Raw genomic sequence first — 25,520 nt, forward strand, 5'->3', positions numbered from 1 at the left:
CCGCCGCCGCGATTGCGGTGGCGGTTCCGGCGCATGCCGTCGACGACAATGGCGCCGCGCTCAACGCGCTCGTCCGGGCGCGGCTGGCGGAAGAAGGCGGCGAGCCCGCTGCCGCGCTGTCGGCGCTGACCGCGGTTTCGGGCGTCGCGCCCGACCTGCCGGGCCTGCGCGGACGCATGCTCGAACAGGCGATCGAGGCGGGCGACCTGGAAGCGGCACGCGCCGCTGCGCTGCGCTTGTGGACCGCGGGCGACCGCCGTTTCGACGCGCAACTCGTGCTGATGGTCGATGCGATGCGCCGGTCCGACTGGAAGGCCGCGCGCGACTATGCGGCGGGCCGCATCGACAAGGCCGGGGCCGACACGATCGCGCGGCTGATCCTGCCCACGGTGAACGCCTGGATCGATGTCGGTGCACGCGAAAAGCAACCCGAGCGGCATCTGCTTGCCGTTAATAGCCGCCAGCGGCCCGAACCGGCGCTGACGCTGCAGGTCGCGCTCGTCCAGATCGCGACGAAACGCACCGGCGAGGCGGCGACGCTGACCGACGGCGTCACGCTGACCGACCGGACAAGCCAACTCGTCGGCCTTCGGCTTGCGGCGACGCTCGACAGGGCGGGCTCGCGCGACGTGGCGCAGCGGCTGCGCGGGCGGATCGCGATCGCGACGGGGCAGCGCGAGGATCCGATGTTGTTGCTGCCCGACCAACCCGTTTCGACGCCGCAAGCGGGTGTGGCGCAATGGCTTGGCCTGCTCGCCGACGGACTGGCGCGGACGCCGGGGGGCAGCGCAAAGCTGCCCTTGCTGTTCGCGCGCGCCGCCTATTGGCTCAACGATGAGGATCTGGCGGTGCGGACGACGCTCGTCGAGGCGCTCGATCGCAATGGGCAGCGGGGCGATGCGATGGCGCTGCTCGAAACCGGGCGCGCGCCGCTCCCGCCGGTTCTCGCGATGCGGCGCGCCGAGTTGATGGCCGATGCCGGCGACCTGCCCGGTGCGGCCAAGCTGGCCGAGGCCGCCGCGACGAACAATGGGGCGCGCAGCATGCTCGCCCGTCTGGCCGACATCGCGCGGCGATCGGGCGATCCGGCTGCGACCGCACGCGCCTATGAGCGCCTCGAAGCGTCATTGGGGAACAGCGCGGGCGACAATATGCTCCGTGGCACGCTGCTGATCGCACGCGCCGAACTGCTGCTGCAGGCGGGGCAGTGGGATGCCGCGGCGCCGCTGATGGAACGAGCCGTCGCGCTGCGGCCCGACGATGCTTCGATCCTCAATTTCGCCGGCTATTCGGCGCTCGAACGGCGCAAGGATGTCAAACAGTCGCTCGCGCGGATCGAGGCGGCGTGGGCGCAGGAACCGCAGAATGCGAGCATCGCCGATTCGCTCGGCTGGGCCTATTTCCTGACCGGGCGTACCGACGATGCGGTGAAGCTGCTCGAAAAGGCGCAACTCGGCGAACCCGGAAATGCCGTGATCGTCGAGCATTTGGGCGACGCCTATTGGAAGGCGGGGCAGAAGTTTCAGGCGCGCTACAATTGGCGCGCCGCCGCGCTGCTCGCCGAGGCCGAGATGGCGACGCGGCTGGAGGCGAAGCTGCGCGACGGGCTGACCCCCGCCAACACCGCACCGTGACTGCGTTTCGCGAGACGGGCTGGGCCAAGATCAACCTCGCGCTCCACGTCCGGGCGCGCCGGGCCGATGGCTATCATGAGATCGAGACTTTGTTCGCCTTCGTTGACGGTGGCGACGCGGTCACGGCCGAATTCGGCGATACCGACAATCTGGCGATCGACGGTGAATTCGCCGAAGGACTGAGCGCGGGCGGCGACAATCTGGTGATGCAAGTGCTCATGTTGCTGCGCGGCCGCTATGGCGCCGATCGGGTGCCGCCGCTTGCCGTGACGCTGACCAAGCGGCTGCCGGTGGCGGCGGGGATTGGCGGCGGGTCGGCCGATGCCGCCGCGATGGCGCGGCTGATCCGGACGCATTTTCTGCCCGAGTTGGGCGACGCTACACTCGCGCGGCTCGTTGGCTCGCTCGGTGCCGATATTGCCGCCTGTGTTGCGAGCACGACCTGTCTCGGCGTCGGCGTGGGAGAAGAGTTGAGCGCGGTGCCCGAACTGCGGTTTGGCGGAACGCCGGTGCTGCTCGTCAATCCGCGCCAGCCGGTCGCGACGGGGCCGGTTTTCGCGGCATGGGACGGGATCGATCGCGGGCCGCTGTTCACCGGCTCCGATCTGCGCGCGCAATTGCTGGGCGCGCGCAACGATCTGCAGCGTCCGGCGATCGCGCAATGCCCGGCGATTGCCGACATTTTGCTCGAACTCGGCGGACTGCGCCCGTGGCTCGCGCGCATGTCGGGGTCGGGCGCGACCTGTTTTGCTCTGTTCGATGCAGCGGCTGAGCGCGATGCCGCAGCCGCCCTGTTGGCAGAGCGGCATCCTGGCTGGTGGTTGATGGCGGGGACATTGCGATGAGCGAAGCATGGCGTCAGATCGGCGAAGCGCGCGCGGGCGGCACCTTGCTGATCGCCGATCATGCCTCGGCCTATGTGCCGGGCGACGTCGACCTTGGCATCGACCTCGCGCTGCTGACCAACCATATCGCGATCGATATCGGCGTGGCCGAGGTGGCGGCGCTGCTCGTCGAGAGCGGCGCGGTCGATGCTGCGATCCTCGGCGGGGTGTCGCGGCTCGTTGTCGACTGCAACCGCGAAGATGATGCGCCGGGGGCGCTGCCGATCGCGAGCGACGGGCATGCGGTTCCGGGCAATGCGCTGGGCGACGCGGGGCGCGAGGCGCGGCTGGCGCGTTTCTTCCGGCCCTATCACGCGCATATCGCTGCAACGATCGCAGCGCAGCGCCCGGCGATGATCCTGTCGTTGCACAGCTTCACACCGTCGCTGGAGAGTCATCCCGATCAGGCGCGGCCATGGCATGTCGGGGTGCTCTATAACGAGGACGACCGGCTGGCGGGCGCCGCGATCGCAGCGTTGGAAGCCGAAGGGATGACCGTGGGCGACCAGCAGCCCTATTCGGGCAAGCTGCTCAATGCGACGATGAACCGTCATGCCGAGGGCAACGGGATTCCTTATGTCGGGATCGAAATGCGGCAGGATCTGGTCGGCGATGCGGCGGGGCAGGCGTTGTTCGCCGAGAGATTGGGACGAATGTGCAAGAACGTGGCGTTGAACATCACGCCCTAGGCGTGTAGAGGCGCATCTCTTCGCTATTTTATGAAATAATATTTCTAGGAATCTGAAAAATGCCTTCTTATCGTTCGCGCACCACCACCCATGGCCGCAATCAGGCCGGCGCGCGCGGGCTGTGGCGGGCGACGGGGATGAAGGACGGCGACTTCGGCAAGCCGATCATCGCGGTGGTCAACAGCTTCACCCAGTTTGTGCCCGGCCATGTCCACCTCAAGGACCTCGGCCAGATGGTCGCGCGCGAGATCGAGGCGTCGGGCGGCGTCGCCAAGGAATTCAATACGATCGCGGTCGATGACGGCATCGCGATGGGGCATGACGGCATGCTCTATTCGCTGCCGTCGCGCGACCTGATCGCGGATTCGGTCGAATATATGGTCAACGCGCATTGCGCCGACGCGATGGTGTGCATTTCGAACTGCGACAAGATCACGCCGGGCATGCTGATGGCGGCGCTGCGCATCAACATCCCCGTCGTGTTCGTGTCGGGCGGACCGATGGAGGCGGGCAAGGTCATACTCAAGGGCAAGGAGGTCGCGCTCGATCTGGTCGATGCAATGGTCGCCGCCGCCGACGAGAAATATACCGACGAAGAAGTCGACGAGATCGAGCGCGCAGCGTGCCCGACGTGCGGGTCATGCTCGGGCATGTTCACCGCCAACTCAATGAATTGCCTGACCGAGGCGCTGGGACTCTCGCTGCCGGGCAATGGCTCGACGCTCGCGACGCACGCCGACCGCAAGGAGCTGTTCCTGCGCGCGGGACGCATCGTCGTCGAGATGTGCAAGCGCCATTATGAGCAGGACGACGACAGCGTGCTGCCGCGCAATATTGCGACGTTCGAAGCGTTCGAAAATGCCATGAGCCTCGACATCGCGATGGGCGGATCGACCAATACCGTGCTCCACCTGCTCGCTGCGGCGTTCGAGGCCGGGGTCGATTTCACGATGGACGACATCGACCGGCTGTCGCGCCGCGTTCCGTGCCTGTCGAAAGTCGCGCCCGCCAAGGCCGACGTCCATATGGAGGATGTCCACCGCGCCGGCGGCATCATGGCGATCCTCGGCCAGCTCGAGCGCGCGGGGCTGCTCCACGCGCATCTGCCGACGGTGCACAGCGCGACGCTGGGCGATGCACTCAACAAATGGGACATCTCGCGCACCAACGATCCCGCGGTGCAGAAATTCTTCATGGCGGCGCCGGGCGGCGTGCCGACGCAAGTGGCGTTCAGCCAGGACCGGCGCTGGGACGATCTCGATCTCGACCGCGAAGCCGGCGTGATCCGGTCGGCCGAATATGCCTTCAGCCAGGACGGCGGGCTGGCGGTGCTGTCGGGCAATATCGCGCTCGATGGCTGCATCGTGAAGACCGCGGGCGTCGACGAGAGCATCCTGAAATTTACCGGGCCCGCCAAGGTTTATGAAAGCCAGGACGCATCGGTCGCCGCCATATTGACCGGGCAGGTCGAGGCGGGCGACGTCGTCGTGATCCGCTATGAGGGACCGAAGGGTGGGCCGGGGATGCAGGAAATGCTCTATCCGACGAGCTACCTCAAATCGAAGGGTCTCGGCGCCGCGTGCGCGCTGGTCACCGACGGTCGTTTTTCGGGGGGCACGTCGGGGCTATCGATCGGTCATGCGTCGCCCGAAGCGGCCGAAGGCGGCACGATCGGACTGGTCGAGAATGGCGACCTGATCGAGATCGACATCCCGAAGCGCACCATCAACCTGATGGTCGCCGACAGCGTCCTCGCCGAGCGCCGTGCCGCGATGGAAGCGAAGGGCGACGCAGCCTGGCAACCAGCCAAACCGCGCCCGCGCAAGGTTTCGGTAGCACTTCAAGCCTATGCCGCGATGACGACCAGCGCGGCGCGCGGCGCGGTGCGCGACCTGTCGCAGCTGAAGGGCAAGGGATGAGAAGACTCGGGGGGGCATTGCTGGCGCTGGTTGCGCTCGCGGGCTGCAATCGCACATCCGACAACAGCGACATTGCCGAGGCCGAGGCGCGCGGATCGCGCGAAGCCGCCGAGAACGGGCGCATCGAATGCGCGCTCGAGGGCGCGAAGCTGTTCGACCGCACCTGCACTGTCGAGGAGATGAGCGGCGAGGGCGGGGCGATTCTCGTCGTCGGGCGCAGCAACGTCGGCTATCGCCGCCTGCAGATCACGACCGACGGGCGCGGCGTGGTGTCGGCCGACGGCGCTGAGGCCGCGAAAGTGAGCATCGTCGGCGATAACGTCATCGAGGTCGCGATCGGCAACGACCGTTATCGCCTGCCTGCCAATACAGGCGGCGCGAAGTAGCGGAAATCATGCTAGGGAAACGGCGATGCCCGTTCCTGCTGACGCCCCTATCCTGACCAGCAAGGCGATGCGCGAAGCCGAGGCCGCTTGCGCGATCCAGGGGACATCGCTTTCCGAATTGATGGACCTCGCGGGCGCCGCCGTCGCCGATACAGCGTGGCGAATGGCGGCGGGCGCGCCGATCCTGATCCTGTGCGGTCCCGGCAACAATGGCGGCGACGGTTATGTCGCCGCGCGCGTGCTCGCGGAGCGTGGGGCAGCAGTGCGCGTCGCCGCGCTGGTCGAGCCCGCAACCAATCTGGCAAAGGCTGCGCGGGCAGGGTGGAGCGGGCCGGTCGAGCCGCTGAATGGCCGCCTTGCCCCTGCGCCCTTGATCGTCGATGCGCTGTTCGGTGTCGGATTGTCGCGGCCGATCCCGGACGGCCTTGCCACGATCCTCCGGCATTTTTCCGACCGGCGCATATTGGCGGTCGACCTCCCGAGCGGGGTGGAGAGCGATGGTGCCGAAGATTGGACGCCGCCGCTCGCCGCCGATGTGACGTTGGCGCTGGGCGCGTTGAAGCCCGCGCATGTACTGCTTCCGACCGCGCCGAGTTGCGGGCGCGTCCGGCTCGCGCCCATCGGCATATCGGCGAGCAAGGCGATGCGCACCCTGCCCACGCTGCGGCCGCGCAAGCCCGACGTCACGGCGCACAAATTCACGCGCGGCATGGTGCTGGTTTTCGCCGGGCCGATGCGCGGCGCTGCCGGACTGACCGCCGCGGCGGCGTTGCGCGCGGGCGCAGGATATGTCGTGCTCGACGGCAGCGAGGGGGCGCCCTTCTCGGCGATCATTGCCGAGAGCGACGCGAAATTCGGCGAGCGGCTCGACGATCCACGCGTCGGTGCGGTGGTGATCGGACCGGGATTCCCGGCGGGCGACGAGTTGCTGTTCGATGTCGAGGCGGCGCTCGATTCGGGCAAACCGCTCGTGCTCGACGCGGCCGCCATCGATGCCGCGCTGCCGCGCCTGTCGGAAATGCCGCGCAAGGCAATCCTTACCCCGCATGAGGGCGAGTTCGCGCGCGCTTTCCCCCAGCTTTACGGCAGCAAGATCGACCGCGCCAAAGCGGCAGCGGCGCGGACGCAGGCGGTGGTGATCTACAAGGGCGCCGACACCATCATCGCCGCGCCCGATGGCCGTGTTGCCGCCGCCTGGCCGGGAAGCCCCTGGCTCGCGACGGCGGGGACGGGCGATGTGCTTGCGGGGGCGTGCGGCGCGATGCTCGCGCGCGGCGGGGATGCCTTTGATGCTGCGGTCGCGGCGGTGGGCTGGCATATCGCGCAGGCCGCGCGTATAGGCCCCGGCCTTGTCGCCGACGATCTGGTAGGAAATACCCCTGTATGACTGAAGCTGCGCTGATCGAGCGCATTGCCGCGCGCGGCGATGGCGTGACGGGCGACGGCCGCCATGTGGCGGGCGGCGTGCCAGGCGACCGCGTGCGCGACGACGGCATCATCATTCCGGGTCCGAACCGTACCGATCCGGCGTGCCGGCATTTCGGCAAATGCGGCGGCTGCCAGTTGCAGCATGTGGCGGAGCCCGCGCTCGCGGACTTCGTACGCGACCGCGTGGTCGGCGGGCTCGAGGGACAGGAGGTGATGGGCATTCAGGTCCTGCCCGCCATGCTCTCCCCTGCGCAAAGCCGCCGCCGCGCCGTCCTGACCGCGCTTCGTACCGGCAAGCAGGTCGCGATCGGTTTCAACGCCGCGCAGAGCAACCAGATCGTCGACATGCGGATGTGCCCGCTGCTGCTTCCCGAACTCTTCGCGCTGATCGCGCCGGTGCGCGAATTGCTGGTGATGATCGCGCAGCCGCGGCGCCCGGTGAAGGTCAAGCTGCAGATGCTCGATCAGGGCGTCGAACTGATCCTCGAGGGCGTGAAGGCCGAGGGGCTCGATGCCGCAATGGCGCTCCAGGATTTTGCCGGCGCGCATAAATTGGCGCGGTTCGCGATCGACCAGGGCGACGGCCTTGAAATCCTCTGGCAGCCCGAGCCGCCGACGATGCGCTTTGGCGACGTGACGGTGGAAGTCCCGCCCTTTGCCTTTCTGCAGCCTACGAGAGCAGGGCAGGCCGCACTGATCGAAGCGGTGACCGAAGCGATCGGTGATGCCGGCGCGGTCGCCGATCTGTTCGCGGGCGTTGGAACCTTTGCGCTGTCGGTTCAGGCTGGACGCAAAGTCTATGCCGCCGAAGGCGCGCGCGAGGCGATTGCGGCGCTGACGGGAGCGGCAAACCGCGCCCGCGCGCTTGTCGCGACCGAGCATCGCGATCTCTTTCGCCGACCGCTGGTGCCCGCCGAGCTCAATCGCTTCGGCGCGATCATCCTCGATCCGCCGCGGGCAGGGGCAGAGGAGCAGGTGAAACAGCTGGCGGCGTCAGCGGCCCCCGTAATCGCCTATGTCAGCTGCAATCCCGCCAGCTTCGCGCGCGATGCAAAGATGCTGATCGAAGGCGGTTACACGCTCGATTGGGTGCAGCCCGTCGGCCAGTTCCGCTGGTCGACCCATGTGGAACTCGCGAGCCGGTTTTCGAAATAATTACCCTCCCCGACAGGGAGGGGTTTTGCTCAATGCAGCACAAAGCCGATGAAGGCGTGCAGGGACAACGCGATCAGCGCGAGGCTGGCGAGGGCGAAGATGCCAAAACGCCACATCACGCGATTGACCGTCGCCTGGATCAGGCTGTGGAGGATGCGCAGCCCGACATAGGCCCAGGCGATCTGCGCGTTGAGCCCGCCGCCCATACCGCCGATCGCCAGCGCGAGCGCGACGGCGTAGAAGATCGTCGGCTGCTCCATCAGATGATTATAGTTGTGCGCCTTCCACTGCACTTCGGGCGGCAGCACATCGTCGAGGCCCTTGCCGGTGCCGCCGACCATCTTGGCGGCGTCGATCTTGGCGCGGCTCATGGCGGGGATGCGCGTCGCGTACATCCACACCCACATGACCATCGACCAGAGCGCGAGCGTCGCGACCGGTCCCAGGATTGCATTATTTTCCATCGTCCCTCTCCCCTCAACCCAAAGTGGCGACCACCGCCAGCAATGCCAGTGCGAAGAGGCACAGCGTCGCGACCGTGAAAATGACAAAACGCACCGGCACGCGGTTCACCGTCGATTGCCAGAAACTGTGGACGATCCGCAGCACAACATAGGCCCACGCCAGCCCGCGCGTGAGGTCGGTACTGCCGCCCGACAGGTGCAGGAAGATGATGACGGCGTAAAAGAGCGTCGGCTGCTCGCACAGATGCGTATAATTATGCGATTTCCAGTTGGTGAGCGGCGGCAGCACGCCTTCCAGATCGACCCCGCGGCCACCCGGCGGCGCGGCCTTCAGATCGATGCCGACCTTGGAAAATGCCTGGAAGCGCGTCACCCCCGCCCAGGTGAGCATGATGAGCGTCCACAGCGCGAGCACCGCGCCGGGCGCGGGCAGATTTTCAGGCATTTGGCTCCCCCATCCGTTTGGCCGCGATGCTAGAGCGCGGCGCCGACATTGCAACCGGCGAAGTTCAACGATCCAGTTCGGCCCGGATCGCCTTCCCGTCGCCGTCGACGCGCGGGGCGAATCCCAGATCGCGCGGCGGCATCGCACCATATCGAACCGGCGGCTGCATTTCGTGGAAGGCGCCCACGTCGGGATGCGTACGGTGGCGGAAAAATCCCGTCGCGACGAAATGGGGATCCTCCTTGATGTCCTGAAGGTCGCGCGCGGCCATCGCCGGAATGTCATTGGCGGCGAAGAGCGCCAGCCACTCGGCGCTGGTCTTCGCCGGGGTCTTGCGCGCGATTTCGCTATAGATGATCGGCATATGCTGCCCTTTCGCTTTCGCGGCCGCATATTCGGGCGTTTCGAGCAGATCGGCGCTCCCGAGCAGCGCCATCAGCCGTGCGGTCGATTCGGGCGTATAAGGGACGATCGCGAGATGTCCGTCGCTCGTCGGGAAAGGCTGGCGCGTCGGGTCGAGCTGGCGCGGATAACCCGCGGGCCCGATCGGCGGGTCGAGCGCCGCGTCGCGGAGATGCTCGGTAAGCATGAACGATGCGAAACATTCGAACATCGGCACCTCGACGTCCTGCCCCTCTCCGGTGCGCAGCTTGTGGACCAGCGCGGCGAGAATTGCCTGCGCGCCGAACTGGCCGGCGATCTTGTCGGCGATGAGCGAGGGGAAATAGCGCGGACTGGGGTTCCCGTCGACGCGCGGGAGAAGGCTGGTCGTCGCCGTCGCGGCCTGGATGACGTCGTCATACGCCTGAAGGTCTGCGTAAGGGCCGTCCTGCCCGAAGCCGGTGCCATGGACATAGATGATATCGGGTTTGAGCGCCTTGCAGCCTTCATAGTCGAAGCCGAGCCGCGCGATCGCCTGCCCACGGACATTGTGGAAGAACACATCGGCGGTCGCGATCAGGTCGCGCAGCGTTGCGGCATCCTCGGGCTTTTTGAGGTCGAGCGCGATCGATCGCTTCCCCCGGTTCACCGTCAGGTGGATCGACCCCATCGTCGGATCGGGAACCCCGCTGCCAAGATAGCGCGAAATGTCGCCGGTCCCCGGCGTTTCGACCTTGATGACCTCGGCGCCAAGGTCAGCAAGCATCTGCGTCGCATAGGGGCCGAAGATGACCGTGGTGAGATCGACGATCCGGATCCCTGACAACATATGCATACATCCTCTCTCTGCTCCGCGGGGCAGGATAGAATGATTGCAAAGTAAAACGGAAGGGGGCTTCGGCGATTTTCGTTATGCGGCAGCCGGTGCCGCTTCGCCGCTGCCATTTCCTGCGGCATAGGCGGCCGAAATCTTACGATAAGAGCGCGAACGCAAGGCGATAATCGTGAGGATCAAGCCCAGCAGGCCGGCGATGGTGAAGACGATCGCGATCCCGCGCTCGGGGCCGCGCCCGTACCAGTCCCCGATCGCCTGCGCGCCCGCGCCGTCGGTCATGAAGGGCACGAACACGAACTGCGTCAGCGGTGCGATCAGGAAAGCGGTGAGCGGCGAGGCGGCGAGTTCGACCGACTGGGCGAAGCCGAAAACGCGGCCCTGCCGCTCGAACGGTACGACCTTTTGCAACGTCGTCTGCTCGGCCGCCTCGGCATAGGGGCCGAAGAACATCCAGATGAAGCAGCCGATCGTCAGCAGAATGATCGACGACTGGACGGTGAAGACCGCCGCCACCGTCCAGGTGATGAGGTTGACGAGAAGCAAGGTCCGCACCGGGTTGGCGCCGAGACCCGTCCGCGCGATGAGCGCGCCGCTGATGATAAAGGCGCTCGAGGTAACCGCCCACAGCAGGCCCCATTGCTCGACCTTCATCAGCGACAGGCCGTAAGCGTCCATCAGCGCCATGAAGACGCCGCCGAGGAGGTTGTTGAAGGCGGAAAAGAGGATGAGCGCGAACAGCCCGGGGATGCCGAGGACGATACGGAAGGTTCCGGCGAGGTCGATGCGGCGCGGTTCGGCATGCTCCCCCGTTTCGCGCGGCTCGTCGATGCGGACGAAGAGCAGGTCGAGCGCGGCAAGCAGCGAAAGGGAGATCGCAAAGACGAGCGTCGCGACCATCCCGCCCCATGCGACGAGGAAGCCGCTGATCGCCGAGGTCGTGAGGAAGCCGATCCCGCTCACCATGCCGACGAGCCCGTTCGCCTTGTCGCGCCGGTCCTCGGGCACCAGCAACGTCACCAGCGTCGGTAGCGCGATCATACGGATGTTGCCGACGATAACGGCGAACATCGAGACAAGGATGAAGAGCCACAGCGCGACGCTCTGTACCTCGGCGCCGCGAATGGCGGGGTCGAGCATATAGCCGGCGAGGGCGAGCGCGTAGAGGATCAGCGACGCGATGCTCGACACCATCATCATGTTGCGCTTGCCATGATGGTCGACGAGGCTGCCGAACCAGATACCGAGCCCGCTGGTGAGCACCAGATAGATGCCCGCGATCATCCCGGTCGCGAACACCGACCGGGTTTCGAGGAAGGTCCAGAAGGTCAGCGCGAACCACACCGTGAAATTGGTGATGTTGGCGATCAGATTATTGGCGAGGAGATGATGGAAGGGCTGCATGGGCGCGGCAATCTAGCAGCGCCTTTCGATCTGGCCATTCCTAATATTGTGGAAGCGGCCGCCGCCTAGATCGTGTCGAGCACCGCCGCGAGCGCGCGCAATCTTTCTTGGTTGCGGCGGTAGAATGTCCATTGCTTGATGCGTTTCGCCGTCACCAGTTCGCTGCCCTGCAGGACCCGCATATGTTCGCTGAGCGTCGAGGCGTTGATGCCGAGTTTCTCCGCGATCAATTGCCCGCAGACGCCGTCGTCGACCAGATCGCCGTCCCGCCGCGGCCGAAAATGTGCCCGGGGGTCTTTCAGCCAGGTGAGGATCAGAAGGCGGCGCTCGTTTCCCAGCGCGCGGAACAGTTCGGCATCCGTCATATTGCCAATTTGCCAATCAACGAACTATGTGTCAACCATCACGGCGAATCCAACGGAGCCCGCGCCATGCCCCTTCTGCCCTTTTCGACCGTCGATGTGTTTACCGAAACCCGGTTCGGCGGAAATCCGCTTGCCGTTGTGGTGGGCGGTGAGGGCCTGTCCGATGCGGTGATGCAAGCCGTGGCGGCGGAGTTCAACCTGAGCGAGACGGTCTTTGTCCTTCCGCCGGCGGATCCCGCACACACGGCGCGCGTGCGCATCTTCAATCGCACCGAGGAAATGGCATTTGCCGGCCATCCCATGGTCGGGACGGCGTTTGTCCTTGCCACCGCCGATGCCGATCTCGGCACCGCGACGTTCGAAATTCCCGCCGGGATCGTGCATATCGAGGTGGAGCGGAACGCGGCGGGCGTTCCTGTCGGAGCCAGCGTCGCGGCTCCGCAGCCGCTCAGCCTTGGCGAAACCGTCCCGCCGGAAGTCGTCGCTAGAATGCTGCGGCTTGCGCCGGGCGATATCCTCGTGACGGCGCATCCCCCGATCCTGGCATCGGTAGGAAACGCCTATGTCATCGCCGAACTGGACGAGACGGCGCTGGCGCGATGCGATCCCGATCTGGCGGCTTTTCGCGAAACGCTGGCGGAATACCCGCAGTTCGGCACCCGCCTGTCGGTGCATGTCTATTGCAGGCAGGGCAGGACGCTTCGCGCGCGCATGTTCGCGCCGCTCGCCGGAACGTGGGAAGACCCCGCGACCGGGAGCGCGAACGCGCCGCTTGCCGGCCTGCTCCTGTCGCTTGACCCCGCGGCCGAGGAAGCCCGGTTTGAAATTCATCAGGGCATCGAAATGGGACGGCCGAGCCTGCTCGACGTTACCGCCCGCCGGACACCCGACGGTATCCGGGCGACGCTGCGCGGAACCTGCGTCCCGGTGATGAAGGGTGAAATTGACTGTGGGTGAGCTGCCGGAACTACAGGCGTTGGCTACAAGAGGGGCCGGCGCTCGCCAGCCCCTCGATATTCAGAACAGCTTGGTCACCGTCGCGCTGCGGCGTTCCTGTTCGACTTCGCCGGTGTAGAGGCTGACCATCGGTTCGTCGCTGACGACATGGGTTTCGTCGGCGCCGAAGCCGTTGAACTTGGTCCGCATTGCGCAGCCATAGGCGCCGAGCATGCCGATCTCGATAAAATCGCCGGCCTTGATGTCGGCGGGCAGGAAGAAGGGTCCTGCCATATGGTCGAGGTCGTCGCAGGTCGGGCCATAGAAGCTGAACGGCACCATCTCGGCTTCGCTCTCCACATCACGCTGCAGCGTGACGGGGAAGCGCCAGCCGACATGCGCGGCGTCGAACAGCGCGCCGTACGCGCCGTCGTTGATGTACAGCTCGTCGCCGCGGCGCTTTTCGACGCGCACGATCAACGAGCTATATTCGGCCGACAGCGCGCGGCCGGGCTCGCACCACAATTCGGCCGAATAGCTGATCGGCAGGCTTTCGAAGCTGCGGTGGATCGTCTCGAAATAGGCGTCGAGCGGCGGGGGCTCCATGCCCGGGTAGGACGACGGAAAACCGCCGCCGACATCGATGATGTCGACCGTGACCGACGCCGCGACGATCGCGGCGCGGACGCGTTCCATCGCCTGCGCATAAGCGTGCGGGGTCATTGCCTGACTGCCGACATGGAAGCAGATGCCGAGCGCATCGGCGGCCTGACGGGTCGCCATCAGCAGTTCGACGACCTCGTCGGCCTCGGCACCGAATTTTGCGGCAAGGCTGAGCTTCGAATGGTCGGACGAAACGCGCAGCCGCACGAGCAGGTTCAGATCCTGCGCGCCCTCGGTCGCCCGCACGATCTTCTCGAGCTCTTCCATCGTATCGAGCGAGAACGTGCGCACGCCATATTTCCAATAGGCGTCGGAAATTGCTTCCTCGGCCTTCACCGGATGCATGAAGCAGAGCGTGGCTTCGGGAATGGTGCGCGCGACGAGGCGGACCTCGGCGATCGAGGCGACGTCAAAATGCGTGACACCCGAATCCCACAGCACGCGCAGCAGGTCGGGCGACGGATTCGCCTTGACCGCATACATGGTCGTGCCGGGAAATCGCTCGATGAAGAAACGCGCTGCACGCCGCGCGGCGTGCGGGCGGACAAGCGTAACAGGTTCGATCGGCGAAAGTGCCTGAATCAGCCCGTGGGCGCTATGATGCTGGTGCAACTCAAGGGACCCCCAAAAATTAAACGGTAAACGACAAGGCTGCCTTGCGGTTATTGGAAGTCCCCCTGGGGCAGCGGAGCGCGATATATGCAGGGGGGTCCCCCCTGTAAAGACCCTATCGCGCAATTTTGTAATAGAGCGGTAACACGAAGGGCGAACCGGGGCGGACGTGCGCCAAACCGCTCGAATGCGAGACAAGCCCGCCCGGCGGCGCTAGGGATGAACGTTATCGAACCCGGAAAGGATCTGCTCGCCATGGTGTCTCGCGCCGACGTCAATTATAATTTCACCGACGCGGAACTGGACGAACTGCGCGCGTTCGGCACGGTCGAATCGCACAAGGCGGGCGATCTGATTGTCGAAGAAGGCGCGATGGCGCCCGATTGCATCGTCACCCTGTCGGGGCACACGGACATCTTTGCGTCGACCGACGAAGGGCGCAAGCGCGTCGGCTGGATGGAGCATGGGCAGTTCGCAGGCGACCTGTCGGTGCTGACCGGGCAACGGCATTTGTCGCGCGTCGAGATGGGCGCCGAGGGTGAGATCCTTCGCATCGTGCACGCTGATTTCCAGCGCCTGATTGCAGGCAATTCGCATTATTCGGACATTTTCATCCGTGTACTGTCGGCGCGGCGCGAGTTCAGCAATCATCGCGGGTTCGCAGTGACGATCGTGATCGGCGCGGCGATGGATCGCAGCGTCTATGCGCTGCGCGACCTGTTGATGAGGCATGGCGTTGCGCACCGCTGGTTCGACCCCGCCGACGGGCCGGTCCCGGGGCATCTGATGGCCGAACGCGGGCTGACCGAAGAACAGCTGCCCGCGGTCATCCTTGGCGCGGCCGACGTGCTGATCCAGCCGACCCCCGAGCAACTCGCGGCGGGACTCGGGCTCGACCTGCTTCCTGACGGCGCCACCGCCGACGTTATCGTCGTCGGCAGCGGCCCGGGCGGGCTGGCGGCGGCGGTCTATGCCGCGTCGGAGGGGCTGACGGTGATCGCGCTCGACGCCCTCGCGCCCGGCGGGCAGGCGGGCACATCATCGAAGATCGAGAATTATCTGGGCTTTCCCACCGGCATTTCGGGGAACGAACTGGCGCGCCGCGCGACGGTGCAGGCGCAGAAATTCGGAGCACGTCTGGTCGCGCCCGTGCGCGCGTCGGCGATCGTGCGCGACGGCGACGCCTATTGCCTGCATCTTGCCGACGGCCGCAAGCTGCGCAGCCGCGCGGTGGTGGTCGCCAGCGGGGCGCAATATCAGCGCCTGCCGATCGAGGGCATCGAAAGCTATGAAGGGCGCGGCATCTATTATGGCGCGACGCCGATGGAGGCGCAGCTGTGCGGCAATGCCGAGGTGACTGTCGTCGGATCGGGCAATTCAGCGGGGCAGGGCGCGATCTACCTCGCGGGCGTCGCGAAGAAGGTCTATGTCATTTTCCGCCGCAAAAGCCTGCGCGAGACGATGTCCGAATATCTGGTCAAGCGGCTCGAAGAACACCCAAATATCGAGATCATTGGGTCGACCGACGTCGTCGGGTTGCACGGCGAGGATCATCTGGCCGGGTTGACTTATCGTTGCCGCGAGACCGGCGACGAGGGTCATTGCGATTGCGGCTTCCTCTTCCTGTTCCTCGGTGCCAGCCCGAACACGCGCTGGCTGCCGAAAGAGATGGTGTGCGACGATCGCGGGTTCGTGAAGACAGGTGCCGACATCGCGCCGCTCGAACTGGTCAAGGCGGGCTGGTCGCTCGACCGGATGCCGAGCCGTCTCGAAACGAGCTGGCCGCGAATCTATGCCGTCGGCGACGTGCGCAAGGGATCGGTGAAGCGCGTCGCATCATCGGTCGGCGAGGGGTCGGTGGTGGTCAGCCATATTCACCAGGCGCTGGCGGAGATCGACGCGACCGCTACTTGAACGCCACTATTGGCTGTCAGGTTTTCGGCTGTTGCTGCGTGGCGCAATGAATGCCGCCGCCCGATTCTCCGATCGCGTCGATTTCGATCATCTCGACCGTCCGTCCGGGATAGAGCGATTGGAGCAATTCGCGTGCGTGGCCATCCGCCGCCTTGTCGCCGAACTGGGCGGCGATGACGGCGCCGTTGCAGACGTAATAATTGACATAGCTGGCAACAAAATCGGGTTCGAGCGAACGGATGTCCACCGGGTCGGGCAGGCGGATTATGTCGAGCTTTTGTCCCCGTGCGTCGGTTGATTGCTGCAAAATCTTCAGCGTCTCGTGCCCGGATACCGACCATGGGTCGTCGGGATCGATCTCGTCGCCGAGCTGGATCAGCACCTTGCCGGGCTCCACGAAGCGGGCGAGCGCATCGATATGATAATCGGTGATGTCCTTGCCCGCGATGCCCGGCGCCCAGATCATTTTGTCGCCGCCCAATGCCCGCAGCAGCTTTTCGCCAACCTCATTCTGGCTCATCCGGTTGCGGTTCGGGTTCACCCAACAGCTCGCATGTGCCAGCAAAGTCCCGGCCCCGTCATGTTCGACGCCGCCCTGTTCCCCGACGAGGCCGGTTTCGATCAGCGGCATCCCGAGCCGGCTGGCCACGCGTTCCGCAATGCGCGCGTCATTGCCATGCGGCTGCTTGTTGCCCCAGCCATTGAACCGGATATGCGCTACGGCGAGCTTGCCCGCGGCGTCGCGCACAAAAGTCGGTCCCGAATCGCGGCACCACAGATCGTCGGTGGGAATATCCCAAAGCTCGACATCGCCGGACAGCAAAGCGCGCGCACTTGCGGTATGGGCGGCCGCAACGAGCATCGCGACCGGCTCGTAGCGCACGATCATATTGGCGATCCGCGCGATGGCGCGTTGCACGCGTTTCAGCGACGCCTTGTCGTAAATATCGAGATTGACGGGCCACTGCATGATGGTCCGTTCATGCGGGGCCGATTCCAGCGGCATTTCATAGGCGGCCGCGCCATTGTTGGACATGCTGCTACTCTTCTCGCTGCAGCCCCATAGCGAGGTTGTCAGCGCCACGCCTGTACTGGCACGCAGGAAATATCGTCGGTCCAATCGCGCGATTCCTTTGTCGCCTCTCCGTCGCGCGGCAGCCTAGCCCAGCCGCGTCTTGAAGTCCTCATAGCCGAATTCGCGGATCAGTTCGAGCTCGTCGCTGTCGCTGTCCCACAGCCAGATCGAGGGCAGCGGAACGCCGTTGAAGGTGTTCGTCTTTACCATCGAATAATGCGCCTGGTCGAGGAAGGCGAAGCGCTGGCCGATGCGCGCGCCGCCGGGCAGGCGGTAGTCGCCGATGACGTCGCCGGCGAGGCACGACGGGCCGCCGAGCCGTACTGGCATGCCGTCATTGCCCTCATCGAGCATCGCGGGGCGATACGGCGCCTCGATCACGTCGGGCATGTGGCAGGTCGCCGAAATATCGGTGATGCCGATCGGCATGCCATTGTCGAACAGGTCGAGCACCTCGCCGACAAGGATGCCGGCGTCGAGCGCGATCGCCTCGCCGGGTTCGATCATCACGTCGCAGTCGGTCGAGGCGCGCACCTGTTTCAGGAAAGCGATCAGATCGTCGACCTGATAGTCGGCGCGGGTTACATGGTGGCCGCCACCGAAGTTGATCCATTTGAGCTGGTTGAAGAAGGGCCGCAGCATCGGCTGCACCGATTCCCATGTGCGTGCCAGCGGCGGGAAATCCTGTTCGCACAGGCTGTGCATATGGATGCCGTCGATGCCCTCCATATGCTCGGGGAGCAGCTGGGTCACCGGAAAGCCGAGGCGGCTGCACGGCGCGGCGGGGTCGTATTTCGGGGTCTCGCCCTCGCTGTGCATCGGGTTGATGCGCAGGCCAATGTCGAATCTCTCGCCCCTGGCGCGCAATGCGTTGAGCAGCGGGCGGAAACGCGCGATCTGGCCGGGCGAATTGAAGATGAGATGGTCCGAAAGCGCCGCGATCTCGGGAAGGTCGGCTTCCTTGTAGCCCGCGCAATAGGTCGCGACTTCGCCGCCATATTCGCCGCGGCCGAGCCTCGCTTCATAAAGACCCGAAGCGCAGACGCCGTCGAGATATTCGGTGACCATCGGCCCCAGCGACCACATCGAAAACGCCTTGAGCGCCGCGAGCACGCGTGCGCCCGACGCTTCGCCGATATGGCGCAGCACCGACAGGTTGGCGCGCACCTTCGCGGCATCGACGACAAAGGAGGGCGAGGGGATGCGGGTCAGGTCGAAGCGGGCAAAGGCTCCGGGATCGCCGGCACGGGTTTCCATGTCGCTGTAAAATCCTGTCAGACCGCTATCGGTCCCTTGAAGATGAAAAACGCCCCCGCCGCAATCAGACCGAAGCCGACGAGATGATTCAAGGTCAGCTTCTCATCGAGCCAGAAGACCGCGAACCCGGCGAATATGACCAGTGTGATCACTTCCTGCAAGGTCTTGAGTTCGGCGGCGCTGTAAACACCGTAGCCGATGCGGTTGGCCGGCACGACAAGGCAATATTCGAAAAAGGCGATTCCCCATGCGATCAGCACCGCGAGCCAGATCGGCCGCGATACGGCGCCAAGCTGTCCGTACCAGGCAAAGGTCATGAAGATGTTCGAGACGAACAGGAGGCCGATCGGCGCGAGATAAGCGGTCATTTTGGATCTTTCGTCAGCGGCAGCACGTCGCGGAGCAACGCCGCGAAGAAATGCCCCGGCTCCTCGACCATCGGCATATGCGCCGAATGTTCGAGCCAGACGAGCTTCTTCGAGGGTGCTTCAACCTGTGCGAACCAATGGGCTGCTACAGGCGAAGGCACAGTATAATCATGCCGTCCGAGCAGGAAGACGAGCGGCACATCCATCGTCTTGATCTTCATGAAGCTGACGCCGGCGAGGCGCGGCCATAGCGTCGTGACCGAAAATTTGCTGCCTTTGCCCCATGCCTTGCGGTCGGCCTCGCTATATTCGGGCGAAAGGCGCGGGGTCTGGAAATAGAGGTGGAGGTCGGGTTTGTTGTACATCAGCGAGCCGTACGGGATCGCATATTTGCGCCAGCCGTCAGCCTTGGCGATGGTGAAGTCGCCTTGCGGATAGGGTGCGAGCGCGTCGATCGCGGCGACGGCTTCGTTATTGCCCGCCGCGAGCGCCTTGGCGCGGGTCCATGCCATGCCGGCCTTTTCGCCTTCGCGAAAATCGATGCCCTGACCGACGCCGACATAGGCGTAGAGCAGCTCGGGGCGCTTCACCGCGACCGACAGGCCGACGACCGAGCCCCAACTATGCCCCATCAGCACGACCTTGCGCTTGCCATATTTTTTCCGAAGCAGGTCGATCAGTTCGATCGCATCGTCGCGGTAGCGCTCGACCGTCATCGTCGGCGCGAGCGTCGCGGGATCGTTCAGCGGATAGCTGCGCCCCGCGCCGCGCTGGTCGTACTGGACGACGGTGAAGACATCTTCCCACGGACGCTGGAACGCCCAGGCGAAGGGCATTTCAACGGCGCCGGGGCCGCCGTGGACGAAGATCAGGATCGGATTGACCTTGTCCGAACCGCGGACGTTGACGACCTGCCGTGCGCCGCCGAGCGTGACCTCGAAGGTTTCCTGCACCCCGTTCGGCGTGACGATCTTGCCGATGTCGACGACGATCGCGCGTGCCGGGGCATAGGCGTCGTCGGTTTGGGCTGCGGCAGGGGTGGTGAAGGCCGCGAGCAGAGCGGCGGCTAGGAGGGCGATTCTCATGCCTGCTGCTTAACGCGCCCGACGACAAAATACAGGGGCGCGCGGCGTTGACGATCCTCCCCACTTGTGGGGAGGTGGCAGCGCGAAGCGCTGACGGAGGGGGCTCGCGTCGTCACGCGGCGTCGCGTCAGACCGCCAACCCCCTCCACCGCCTTCGGCGGTCCCCCCCCCCCCCACAAGTGGGGAGGATTTATCGGTGCCGATCAGAAATCGAGCGGCGCGTCGAGTTCCTTCACCTGCCACGGCAGGCCATGTTTGTTGAGCATGTCCATGAAGGGATCGGGGTCCATCTGTTCCATGTTGAACACGCCCCCCTCACCATTTGGGCCCGACCAAGTGCCGGTGACCATCATCGCGGCGCCGATCATCGCGGGAACGCCGGTGGTGTAGCTCACCGCCTGATTGCCCGTTTCGGCATAGGCGTCCTCATGGTCGCAGATATTGTAGAGATAGAGCGTCTTTTCCGTCCCGTCCTTGGCCAGGCCGGTCGCGATGACGCCGATGTTGGTCTTGCCCTTGGTCGTCTCACCGAGGCTCGACGGTTCGGGGAGAACGGCTTTGAGGAACTGGAGCGGGACGATCTCGCGGCCTTCGTAGATCACCGGGTCGATGCGCGTCATGCCGACATTCTGCAGCACGGTGAGGTGCGTGATATACACCTCGCCAAAGGTCATCCAGAAACGGATGCGCTGTATCTCGGGCAGGTGGGTCTTCAGGCTTTCGATTTCCTCATGATACATGAGGTACATCGTCTTCGGGCCGACGGCCTCGAAATCGAATTGCTGCTTCACGGACATCGGCGGGGTTTCGACCCAGTCGCCATTTTCCCAATGGCGCGCGACCGCGGTCACTTCGCGGATGTTGATTTCGGGATTGAAGTTGGTCGCGAAATGCTGGCCGTGATCGCCGCCGTTGCAGTCGAGAATATCGAGCGTATCGATGCGGTCGAAATGATGTTTCCTGAGCCAGGTGGTGAAGACGCTCGTCACCCCAGGGTCGAAACCCGAGCCGAGCAGCGCCATCAGCCCCGCATCTTTGAAACGGTCCTGATACGCCCATTGCCAATGATATTCGAACTTCGCCTCGTCGCGCGGCTCATAGTTGGCGGTGTCCATGTAATGCGCGCCGGTCGACAGACACGCCTCCATGATCGTGAGGTCCTGATACGGCAAAGCGAGGTTCACGACATGCGTCGCGCCGATCGAGCGGATCAGGGCGGCGGTCGCGTCGATATGATCGGCGTCGACTTCGGCGGTCTTGATCGTGACGCCGGTGCGCGCCTTCACCGAATCGGCCACCGCGTCGCATTTGAACTTGCGGCGGCTGGCCAGCGTGATGTCGGGGAAGATGTCCGCATTCATCGCCATCTTGTGCGCCGCGACCGAACCGACCCCGCCTGCACCGATCACCAGAACCTTGCTCATCGAAAAATCTCCTGCGCCGAGCTATGCGGCTTGTCTTGTATGCCCGGCCCTATAGGACGAAGCCATGACACAGCAAAGCCCCGATCCCCTCCTCAATCCCCACCGCGCCCCGACGCTGGCGGGTGTCGAACGCGCCGCGGCGAAAGTCGCTGCATTGCTGCCGCAAACACCGCTGCTGCCGCTCGAAGTCGACGGCAAGACCATCTGGTGCAAGGCCGAATGCCTGCAACCCGTCGGGGCGTTCAAGATTCGCGGCGCCTGGCACCGGCTGACCGACCTGACGCCCGAACAGGCGGCAGCGGGCGTCGTCGGCGTGTCGAGCGGCAACCATGCGCAGGGCGTCGCCTGGGCGGCGAAGCGGCTCGCGATCAAGGCGACGATCGTGATGCCGAGCAATGCGCCGGCGATGAAGCTCGCCGCGACGCGCCAACTGGGCGCCGAGGTCGTGCTTTATGACCGCGTGACCGAATCGCGCGACGCGGTCGCGGCGAAATTGCTTGAACAGCGCGGCGGAACGCTCGTCCATGCCTATGGCGACCCGTGGATCATCGAGGGGCAGGGCAGCGCCGGGACCGAAGCGAAAGCGCAGATGGCCGCGCGCGGGATTGCCGGTCCCGACAAGGTCGTTGCCTGCTGCGGCGGCGGCGGCCTGTCGGCGGGGCTCGCGCTAGCGCTGCCCGATGCCGAGATCGTCGCGGTCGAGCCCGAGGGCTGGGACGATGTGACCCGCAGCCTTGCTGCGGGAGAAATCCTGTCGGTCGAGGATATGGCCTATCCGACCGAGTGCGACGCGCTCCAGACGCCCGAAACCTGGCCGATCAACTTTGCGGTGTTGCAGGCGCGCGGGGTGCGCGGTGTCGTCGTGACGCGGAGCGAAGTGCGCCACGCGATGCGCACGGTGTTCGAGAAACTGCACCTCGTCGTCGAGCCCGGCGGCGCTGCGGCGCTCGCCGCTGTGCTGGCGGGCAAGGTGCCGCTGACCGACGCGACGCTCGTCACGCTGTCGGGCGGCAATGTCGACCCGCTGAAATTTGCGGAAATCATCACTGAATCGGCTGGCGGAAACTTATCCGCGCCCGAGCGTTTGGACGGGGAAGGAGAAGCATGATGCAGAAAAGTGCAATTTTGGCGAGCGCCGCGGCGCTGGTGCTGTTGGCCGGCTGCGAAAAGGCCGAGGCGCCCGCGCCTGCGCCGACCGATGCGACGACGACCGAGGTTCCGGTCGAAACCATGCCGCCCGAAGGCGCAGAAGCCACCGATCCCGCGACCGCGCCGCATCGCTTCGCGAGCTGGGCGGGTAAATGGACCGGGGTCGAGGGCATGTACGCCACGATCACCACCGCCGAGCCGGGCAAATACAAGCTCGAAATGCAGTCGGACCTCGACACCAAGGGGACTTATGACGGCGAGGACAGCGAGCATGGCATCAAGTTCAAGCGCGGCACCGAGGAGCTGAGCCTGCGCCGCGGCAACGGCGACGAAACCGGCCTCAAATATCTCGCCGGCAAGAAAGAATGCCTGATCGTCAAGGACGGCGAGGGTTACTGCCGCGATTGACCTCGATCCGGCGGCATATCTTTTTGATGTGTCGCCGGATTGTCATCGAACCGGCACGGAAATCGCATGAAAGCGTGCCATGCGCGGCCCCGGATCAACATTGTCCGAGGAACCCATTCGCATGGCCAGCCAACCCAATCGCAAGATCGCCGCCGCCGTCGTTCGTGAAGACGGCGAACAGAAACAACGCCTGCTCGACCGCGCTTTTGCGCTGGCGTTCAAGGGCCTCGTCTATGCCCAGATATGGGAAGACCCCGTCGTCGACATGGAGGCGTTGGCGATCCAGCCCGGCAACCGGATCGCGACGATCGCGAGCGGTGGCTGCAACGTCTTTTCCTATCTGACCGCCGACCCGGCGGAGATCGTCGCGGTCGACCTCAACACCGCGCATGTCGCACTGAACAATCTGAAGCGCGTGGCGATCCAGCGGCTGCCCGATCACGCCAGCCTTCGCCGCTTTTTCGCCGACGCCGACAGCAGCGGCAATATCGCCGATTATCGCGCCTTTGTCCGCCCGCACCTCGACGAGGTGAGTCGGCGCTATTGGGAGGGTCGCGATCTCGTTGGACGTCGCCGGATCAACGGCTTTGCGCACGGGCTTTACAAGCGCGGACTGCTCGGCAGCTTTATCGGGCTTGCCCATCTGGTCGCACGGATGCACCGCATCGATCCGCGCCAGTTCCTCGAAGCGAAGACGATCGAGGAGCAGCGCATGATTTTCGAGACGAAATTCGCGCCCTTCTTCGACCGCAAGTTCATCCGCTGGGTCACCGACCAGCGATCGTCGCTGTTCGGGCTCGGCATTCCGCCGGCCCAATATGACGCGCTGGCGGACGGGAAGCCGATGGCCGATGTCCTGCGCGGGCGCCTCGAAAAACTGACCTGCGATTTCCCGCTCGAGGACAATTACTTCGCGTGGCAGGCATTCGGGCGCGGCTATGGAAAAGGTGCGTCGGCGTCGTTGCCGCCCTATTTGCAGGCGGATCATTATCGGGCCGTCAGGGCGCGTGCCGAGCGGGTGACGATGCTCCACGCAAACATGACCGACATGCTGGCTGCCGCCGATGCCACAAGCTTCGACCGCTACATCTTCCTCGACGCGCAAGACTGGATGAGCGACGCGCAATTGACCGCGCTGTGGAGCGAGGTCACGCGCACCGCGCGGCCCGGCGCACGCGTGCTCTTCCGCACCGCCGCCGAACCGACGCTGCTGCCCGGGCGCCTTCCCGACGACCTGCTGCGGCGGTGGGATTATCGCGCCGATGAATCGCTCGACTATACGCGGCGCGACCGCTCGGCCATTTATGGCGGGGTCCATCTCTATATCCTGAAAGGCTGATCGATGGCAGCGGGGGAGGGGCACGCTGCACACATGGACAGCGTCTATCGCGGTCAGCGTCATATCTATGACCTGACACGCAAATATTATCTGCTGGGGCGCGACCGGTTGATCGACGAACTGACGCCCCCGGTGGGCGGGCATGTGCTGGAAATCGGCTGCGGCACCGGACGCAACCTGATTGCGGCGGCGCGTTGCTGGCCCGGTGCGAAATTCCACGGCGTCGATATTTCGGAAGAGATGCTGAAGACCGCCCGCGCCGCGATCGCGCACGCGGGACTGACCAGAAGAGTGAGCGTTGCGTGCGCCGACGCGACGGGCTTCGACCCGAATGCGCTGTTTCGCACCGCCAGTTTCGACCGCATCTTTCAAAGCTATACGCTGTCGATGATCCCCGACTGGCAAGGCGCGATCCGCGAAGCGATGCGCCATCTGTCGACCTATGGATCGCTACACATCGTCGATTTCGGCCAGCAGGAGGATATGCCCGACTGGTTCCGCGCCGCGCTGTTCGCGTGGCTCGCGCGCTTTCATGTCGAACCGCGCGCGCTGTTGATCGAAGCCGCGCGTGAAGCCGCGAACGACGCTGGCGCCCGGCTCGCGGTGACGCGGCTTTATCGCGGCTATGCCTGGGCGCTGCGGCTGGACAAACGTCCGCGTTAGTCTTGCCAAGCGTCGCGCGGTCTGCTCCTTTCGCGCGGGAGGCGCGATGACCGATATGATCTTGCCGGCAGGGCCTGCCGAACTGCCATCGATCATCGAAACGCTGGCGCAAGCGTTCCAGACCGACCCCGCGCTGTCGTGGATCTTGCCCGACCCGGATCATCGCGCCCGCGCGCTCCGCAGCCTGTTTCGGGTTCTCGCCCCCGCCGATGCCCGTGCCGGGGTGGCGCTCCGCTCGCCGGGCGACGAGGCGGCGGCGCTATGGCGTGCTCCGGGGCAGGCGCATAGCGGCACGCTCGAATTTCTGCGCACCGTCATCCCGCTCGTCGCGACCTTCGGCACCGCCTTGCCGCGCGGCTTGAAGGTGCAGGGCAGCATCGACGCGCACCGCCCCAAAGGGCGTTTCTGGTATCTCCATTATGTCGGCGTGCGCCGGGAACATCAGGGCAAGGGGCATGGCGGTCGGATTATCCGGGCGCAGACCGCCGTCGCGGATGCCGAAGGGCTGCCTTGCTGGCTCGAGACCGCGACGCCCGAGAATGTTCCGCTCTACGAGCGGCTGGGATTTGTTACGCAAGTCGGGTGGGACGTACCCGGCGGCCCGCATTTCTGGGGCATGATGCGCCCATCTTCCTGATCGA

25 protein-coding genes are annotated in these 25,520 nt (G+C 65.1%); 14 read left to right on the top strand and 11 right to left on the bottom strand.

Features of this window, described 5'->3' with window-relative positions:
- Positions 1–17: 17 nt before the first annotated feature.
- The 7 genes from ACREBX_RS07220 to ACREBX_RS07250 are packed head-to-tail and all read left to right on the top strand — an operon-like array spanning position 18 to position 8,095.
- Positions 18–1,634, top strand: a complete 1,617-nt coding sequence (locus ACREBX_RS07220) for a tetratricopeptide repeat protein (RefSeq protein ID WP_431561071.1) — start codon at positions 18–20, stop codon at positions 1,632–1,634.
- Positions 1,631–2,479 (top strand): 4-(cytidine 5'-diphospho)-2-C-methyl-D-erythritol kinase, encoded by an 849-nt coding sequence (locus ACREBX_RS07225; RefSeq protein ID WP_431561072.1) that lies wholly within the window; start codon positions 1,631–1,633, stop codon positions 2,477–2,479. The genes ACREBX_RS07220 and ACREBX_RS07225 overlap by 4 nt, the downstream gene beginning before the upstream one ends.
- On the top strand, positions 2,476–3,207 hold the full coding sequence (locus tag ACREBX_RS07230) for an N-formylglutamate amidohydrolase (RefSeq protein WP_431561073.1): 732 nt from the start codon (positions 2,476–2,478) through the stop codon (positions 3,205–3,207). The genes ACREBX_RS07225 and ACREBX_RS07230 overlap by 4 nt, the downstream gene beginning before the upstream one ends.
- Before the next feature lie 59 nt (positions 3,208–3,266).
- Positions 3,267–5,126 carry a dihydroxy-acid dehydratase gene (gene ilvD / locus ACREBX_RS07235; protein ID WP_431561074.1) on the top strand — a complete coding sequence of 620 codons (1,860 nt, stop codon included), beginning with the start codon at positions 3,267–3,269 and terminating at the stop codon, positions 5,124–5,126.
- Positions 5,123–5,512 carry a hypothetical protein gene (locus tag ACREBX_RS07240; RefSeq protein WP_431561075.1) on the top strand — a complete coding sequence of 130 codons (390 nt, stop codon included), beginning with the start codon at positions 5,123–5,125 and terminating at the stop codon, positions 5,510–5,512. The genes ilvD and ACREBX_RS07240 overlap by 4 nt, the downstream gene beginning before the upstream one ends.
- 25 nt (positions 5,513–5,537) lie before the next feature.
- Positions 5,538–6,899 (top strand): NAD(P)H-hydrate dehydratase, encoded by a 1,362-nt coding sequence (locus ACREBX_RS07245; protein WP_431561076.1) that lies wholly within the window; start codon positions 5,538–5,540, stop codon positions 6,897–6,899.
- Entirely contained in the window at positions 6,896–8,095 is a 1,200-nt protein-coding gene (locus ACREBX_RS07250) for a class I SAM-dependent RNA methyltransferase (RefSeq protein ID WP_431561077.1), read from the top strand. The genes ACREBX_RS07245 and ACREBX_RS07250 overlap by 4 nt, the downstream gene beginning before the upstream one ends.
- A 29-nt stretch (positions 8,096–8,124) precedes the next feature.
- On the opposite strand, the gene ACREBX_RS07255 is transcribed toward ACREBX_RS07250, so the two are convergent.
- From ACREBX_RS07255 to ACREBX_RS07275, 5 genes are all read right to left on the bottom strand, one after another.
- Entirely contained in the window at positions 8,125–8,559 is a 435-nt protein-coding gene (locus ACREBX_RS07255) for an MAPEG family protein (protein ID WP_431561078.1), read from the bottom strand.
- A gap of 13 nt (positions 8,560–8,572) precedes the next feature.
- Entirely contained in the window at positions 8,573–9,004 is a 432-nt protein-coding gene (locus tag ACREBX_RS07260) for an MAPEG family protein (protein ID WP_431561079.1), read from the bottom strand.
- A 64-nt stretch (positions 9,005–9,068) separates the two neighbouring features.
- Positions 9,069–10,214 (bottom strand): CaiB/BaiF CoA transferase family protein, encoded by a 1,146-nt coding sequence (locus ACREBX_RS07265; protein ID WP_431561080.1) that lies wholly within the window; start codon positions 10,212–10,214, stop codon positions 9,069–9,071.
- A gap of 81 nt (positions 10,215–10,295) precedes the next feature.
- Entirely contained in the window at positions 10,296–11,621 is a 1,326-nt protein-coding gene (locus ACREBX_RS07270) for an MFS transporter (RefSeq protein ID WP_431561081.1), read from the bottom strand.
- Between the two features lie 65 nt (positions 11,622–11,686).
- On the bottom strand, positions 11,687–11,986 hold the full coding sequence (locus ACREBX_RS07275) for an ArsR/SmtB family transcription factor (RefSeq protein ID WP_431561082.1): 300 nt from the start codon (positions 11,984–11,986) through the stop codon (positions 11,687–11,689).
- 66 nt (positions 11,987–12,052) lie between these two features.
- Between ACREBX_RS07275 and ACREBX_RS07280 the strand changes: the two genes are divergently transcribed.
- Positions 12,053–12,943, top strand: a complete 891-nt coding sequence (locus tag ACREBX_RS07280) for a PhzF family phenazine biosynthesis protein (protein WP_431561083.1) — start codon at positions 12,053–12,055, stop codon at positions 12,941–12,943.
- A 60-nt stretch (positions 12,944–13,003) separates the two neighbouring features.
- On the opposite strand, the gene ACREBX_RS07285 is transcribed toward ACREBX_RS07280, so the two are convergent.
- Positions 13,004–14,197, bottom strand: coding sequence for a type III PLP-dependent enzyme (locus ACREBX_RS07285; RefSeq protein WP_431561084.1), 1,194 nt, complete (start codon positions 14,195–14,197; stop codon positions 13,004–13,006).
- A gap of 255 nt (positions 14,198–14,452) precedes the next feature.
- Here ACREBX_RS07285 and ACREBX_RS07290 point away from each other — a divergent pair, with 255 nt between their 5' ends.
- Positions 14,453–16,111 (top strand): FAD-dependent oxidoreductase, encoded by a 1,659-nt coding sequence (locus ACREBX_RS07290; RefSeq protein WP_431561085.1) that lies wholly within the window; start codon positions 14,453–14,455, stop codon positions 16,109–16,111.
- Positions 16,112–16,127: 16 nt separating this feature from the next.
- Here the strand turns inward: ACREBX_RS07290 and ACREBX_RS07295 are convergent, their stop codons facing one another.
- From ACREBX_RS07295 to ACREBX_RS07315, 5 genes are all read right to left on the bottom strand, one after another.
- Entirely contained in the window at positions 16,128–17,147 is a 1,020-nt protein-coding gene (locus tag ACREBX_RS07295; protein ID WP_431561086.1) for an agmatine deiminase family protein, read from the bottom strand.
- A 123-nt stretch (positions 17,148–17,270) separates the two neighbouring features.
- Positions 17,271–18,443 (bottom strand): carboxynorspermidine decarboxylase, encoded by a 1,173-nt coding sequence (locus tag ACREBX_RS07300; protein ID WP_431561087.1) that lies wholly within the window; start codon positions 18,441–18,443, stop codon positions 17,271–17,273.
- A gap of 17 nt (positions 18,444–18,460) precedes the next feature.
- A complete protein-coding gene (locus ACREBX_RS07305; RefSeq protein WP_431561088.1) occupies positions 18,461–18,811 on the bottom strand; it encodes a DMT family protein in 351 nt (116 codons plus the stop codon).
- Entirely contained in the window at positions 18,808–19,896 is a 1,089-nt protein-coding gene (locus ACREBX_RS07310; protein WP_431561089.1) for an alpha/beta fold hydrolase, read from the bottom strand. The genes ACREBX_RS07305 and ACREBX_RS07310 overlap by 4 nt, the downstream gene beginning before the upstream one ends.
- Positions 19,897–20,099: 203 nt before the next feature.
- Entirely contained in the window at positions 20,100–21,320 is a 1,221-nt protein-coding gene (locus ACREBX_RS07315; RefSeq protein ID WP_431561090.1) for a saccharopine dehydrogenase family protein, read from the bottom strand.
- Positions 21,321–21,384: 64 nt separating this feature from the next.
- On the opposite strand from ACREBX_RS07315, the gene ACREBX_RS07320 reads away from it, so the two are divergent.
- The 5 genes from ACREBX_RS07320 (at position 21,385) to ACREBX_RS07340 (ending at position 25,516) form a co-directional block, all read left to right on the top strand.
- Positions 21,385–22,428, top strand: a complete 1,044-nt coding sequence (locus ACREBX_RS07320; RefSeq protein WP_431561091.1) for a threonine ammonia-lyase — start codon at positions 21,385–21,387, stop codon at positions 22,426–22,428.
- Complete coding sequence (locus ACREBX_RS07325) at positions 22,425–22,877, top strand: hypothetical protein (protein WP_431561092.1); 453 nt, start codon at positions 22,425–22,427, stop codon at positions 22,875–22,877. Before ACREBX_RS07320 ends, ACREBX_RS07325 begins: the two co-directional genes overlap by 4 nt.
- A 121-nt stretch (positions 22,878–22,998) precedes the next feature.
- Positions 22,999–24,216 (top strand): DUF3419 family protein, encoded by a 1,218-nt coding sequence (locus ACREBX_RS07330; RefSeq protein WP_431561093.1) that lies wholly within the window; start codon positions 22,999–23,001, stop codon positions 24,214–24,216.
- A 3-nt stretch (positions 24,217–24,219) separates the two neighbouring features.
- Positions 24,220–24,879 (top strand): class I SAM-dependent methyltransferase, encoded by a 660-nt coding sequence (locus ACREBX_RS07335; RefSeq protein WP_431561094.1) that lies wholly within the window; start codon positions 24,220–24,222, stop codon positions 24,877–24,879.
- Positions 24,880–24,925: 46 nt separating this feature from the next.
- On the top strand, positions 24,926–25,516 hold the full coding sequence (locus ACREBX_RS07340) for a GNAT family N-acetyltransferase (protein ID WP_431561095.1): 591 nt from the start codon (positions 24,926–24,928) through the stop codon (positions 25,514–25,516).
- Positions 25,517–25,520 lie beyond the last annotated feature (4 nt).

Source organism: Sphingopyxis sp. (assembly GCF_050725655.1).
Lineage (GTDB): Bacteria > Pseudomonadota > Alphaproteobacteria > Sphingomonadales > Sphingomonadaceae > Sphingopyxis.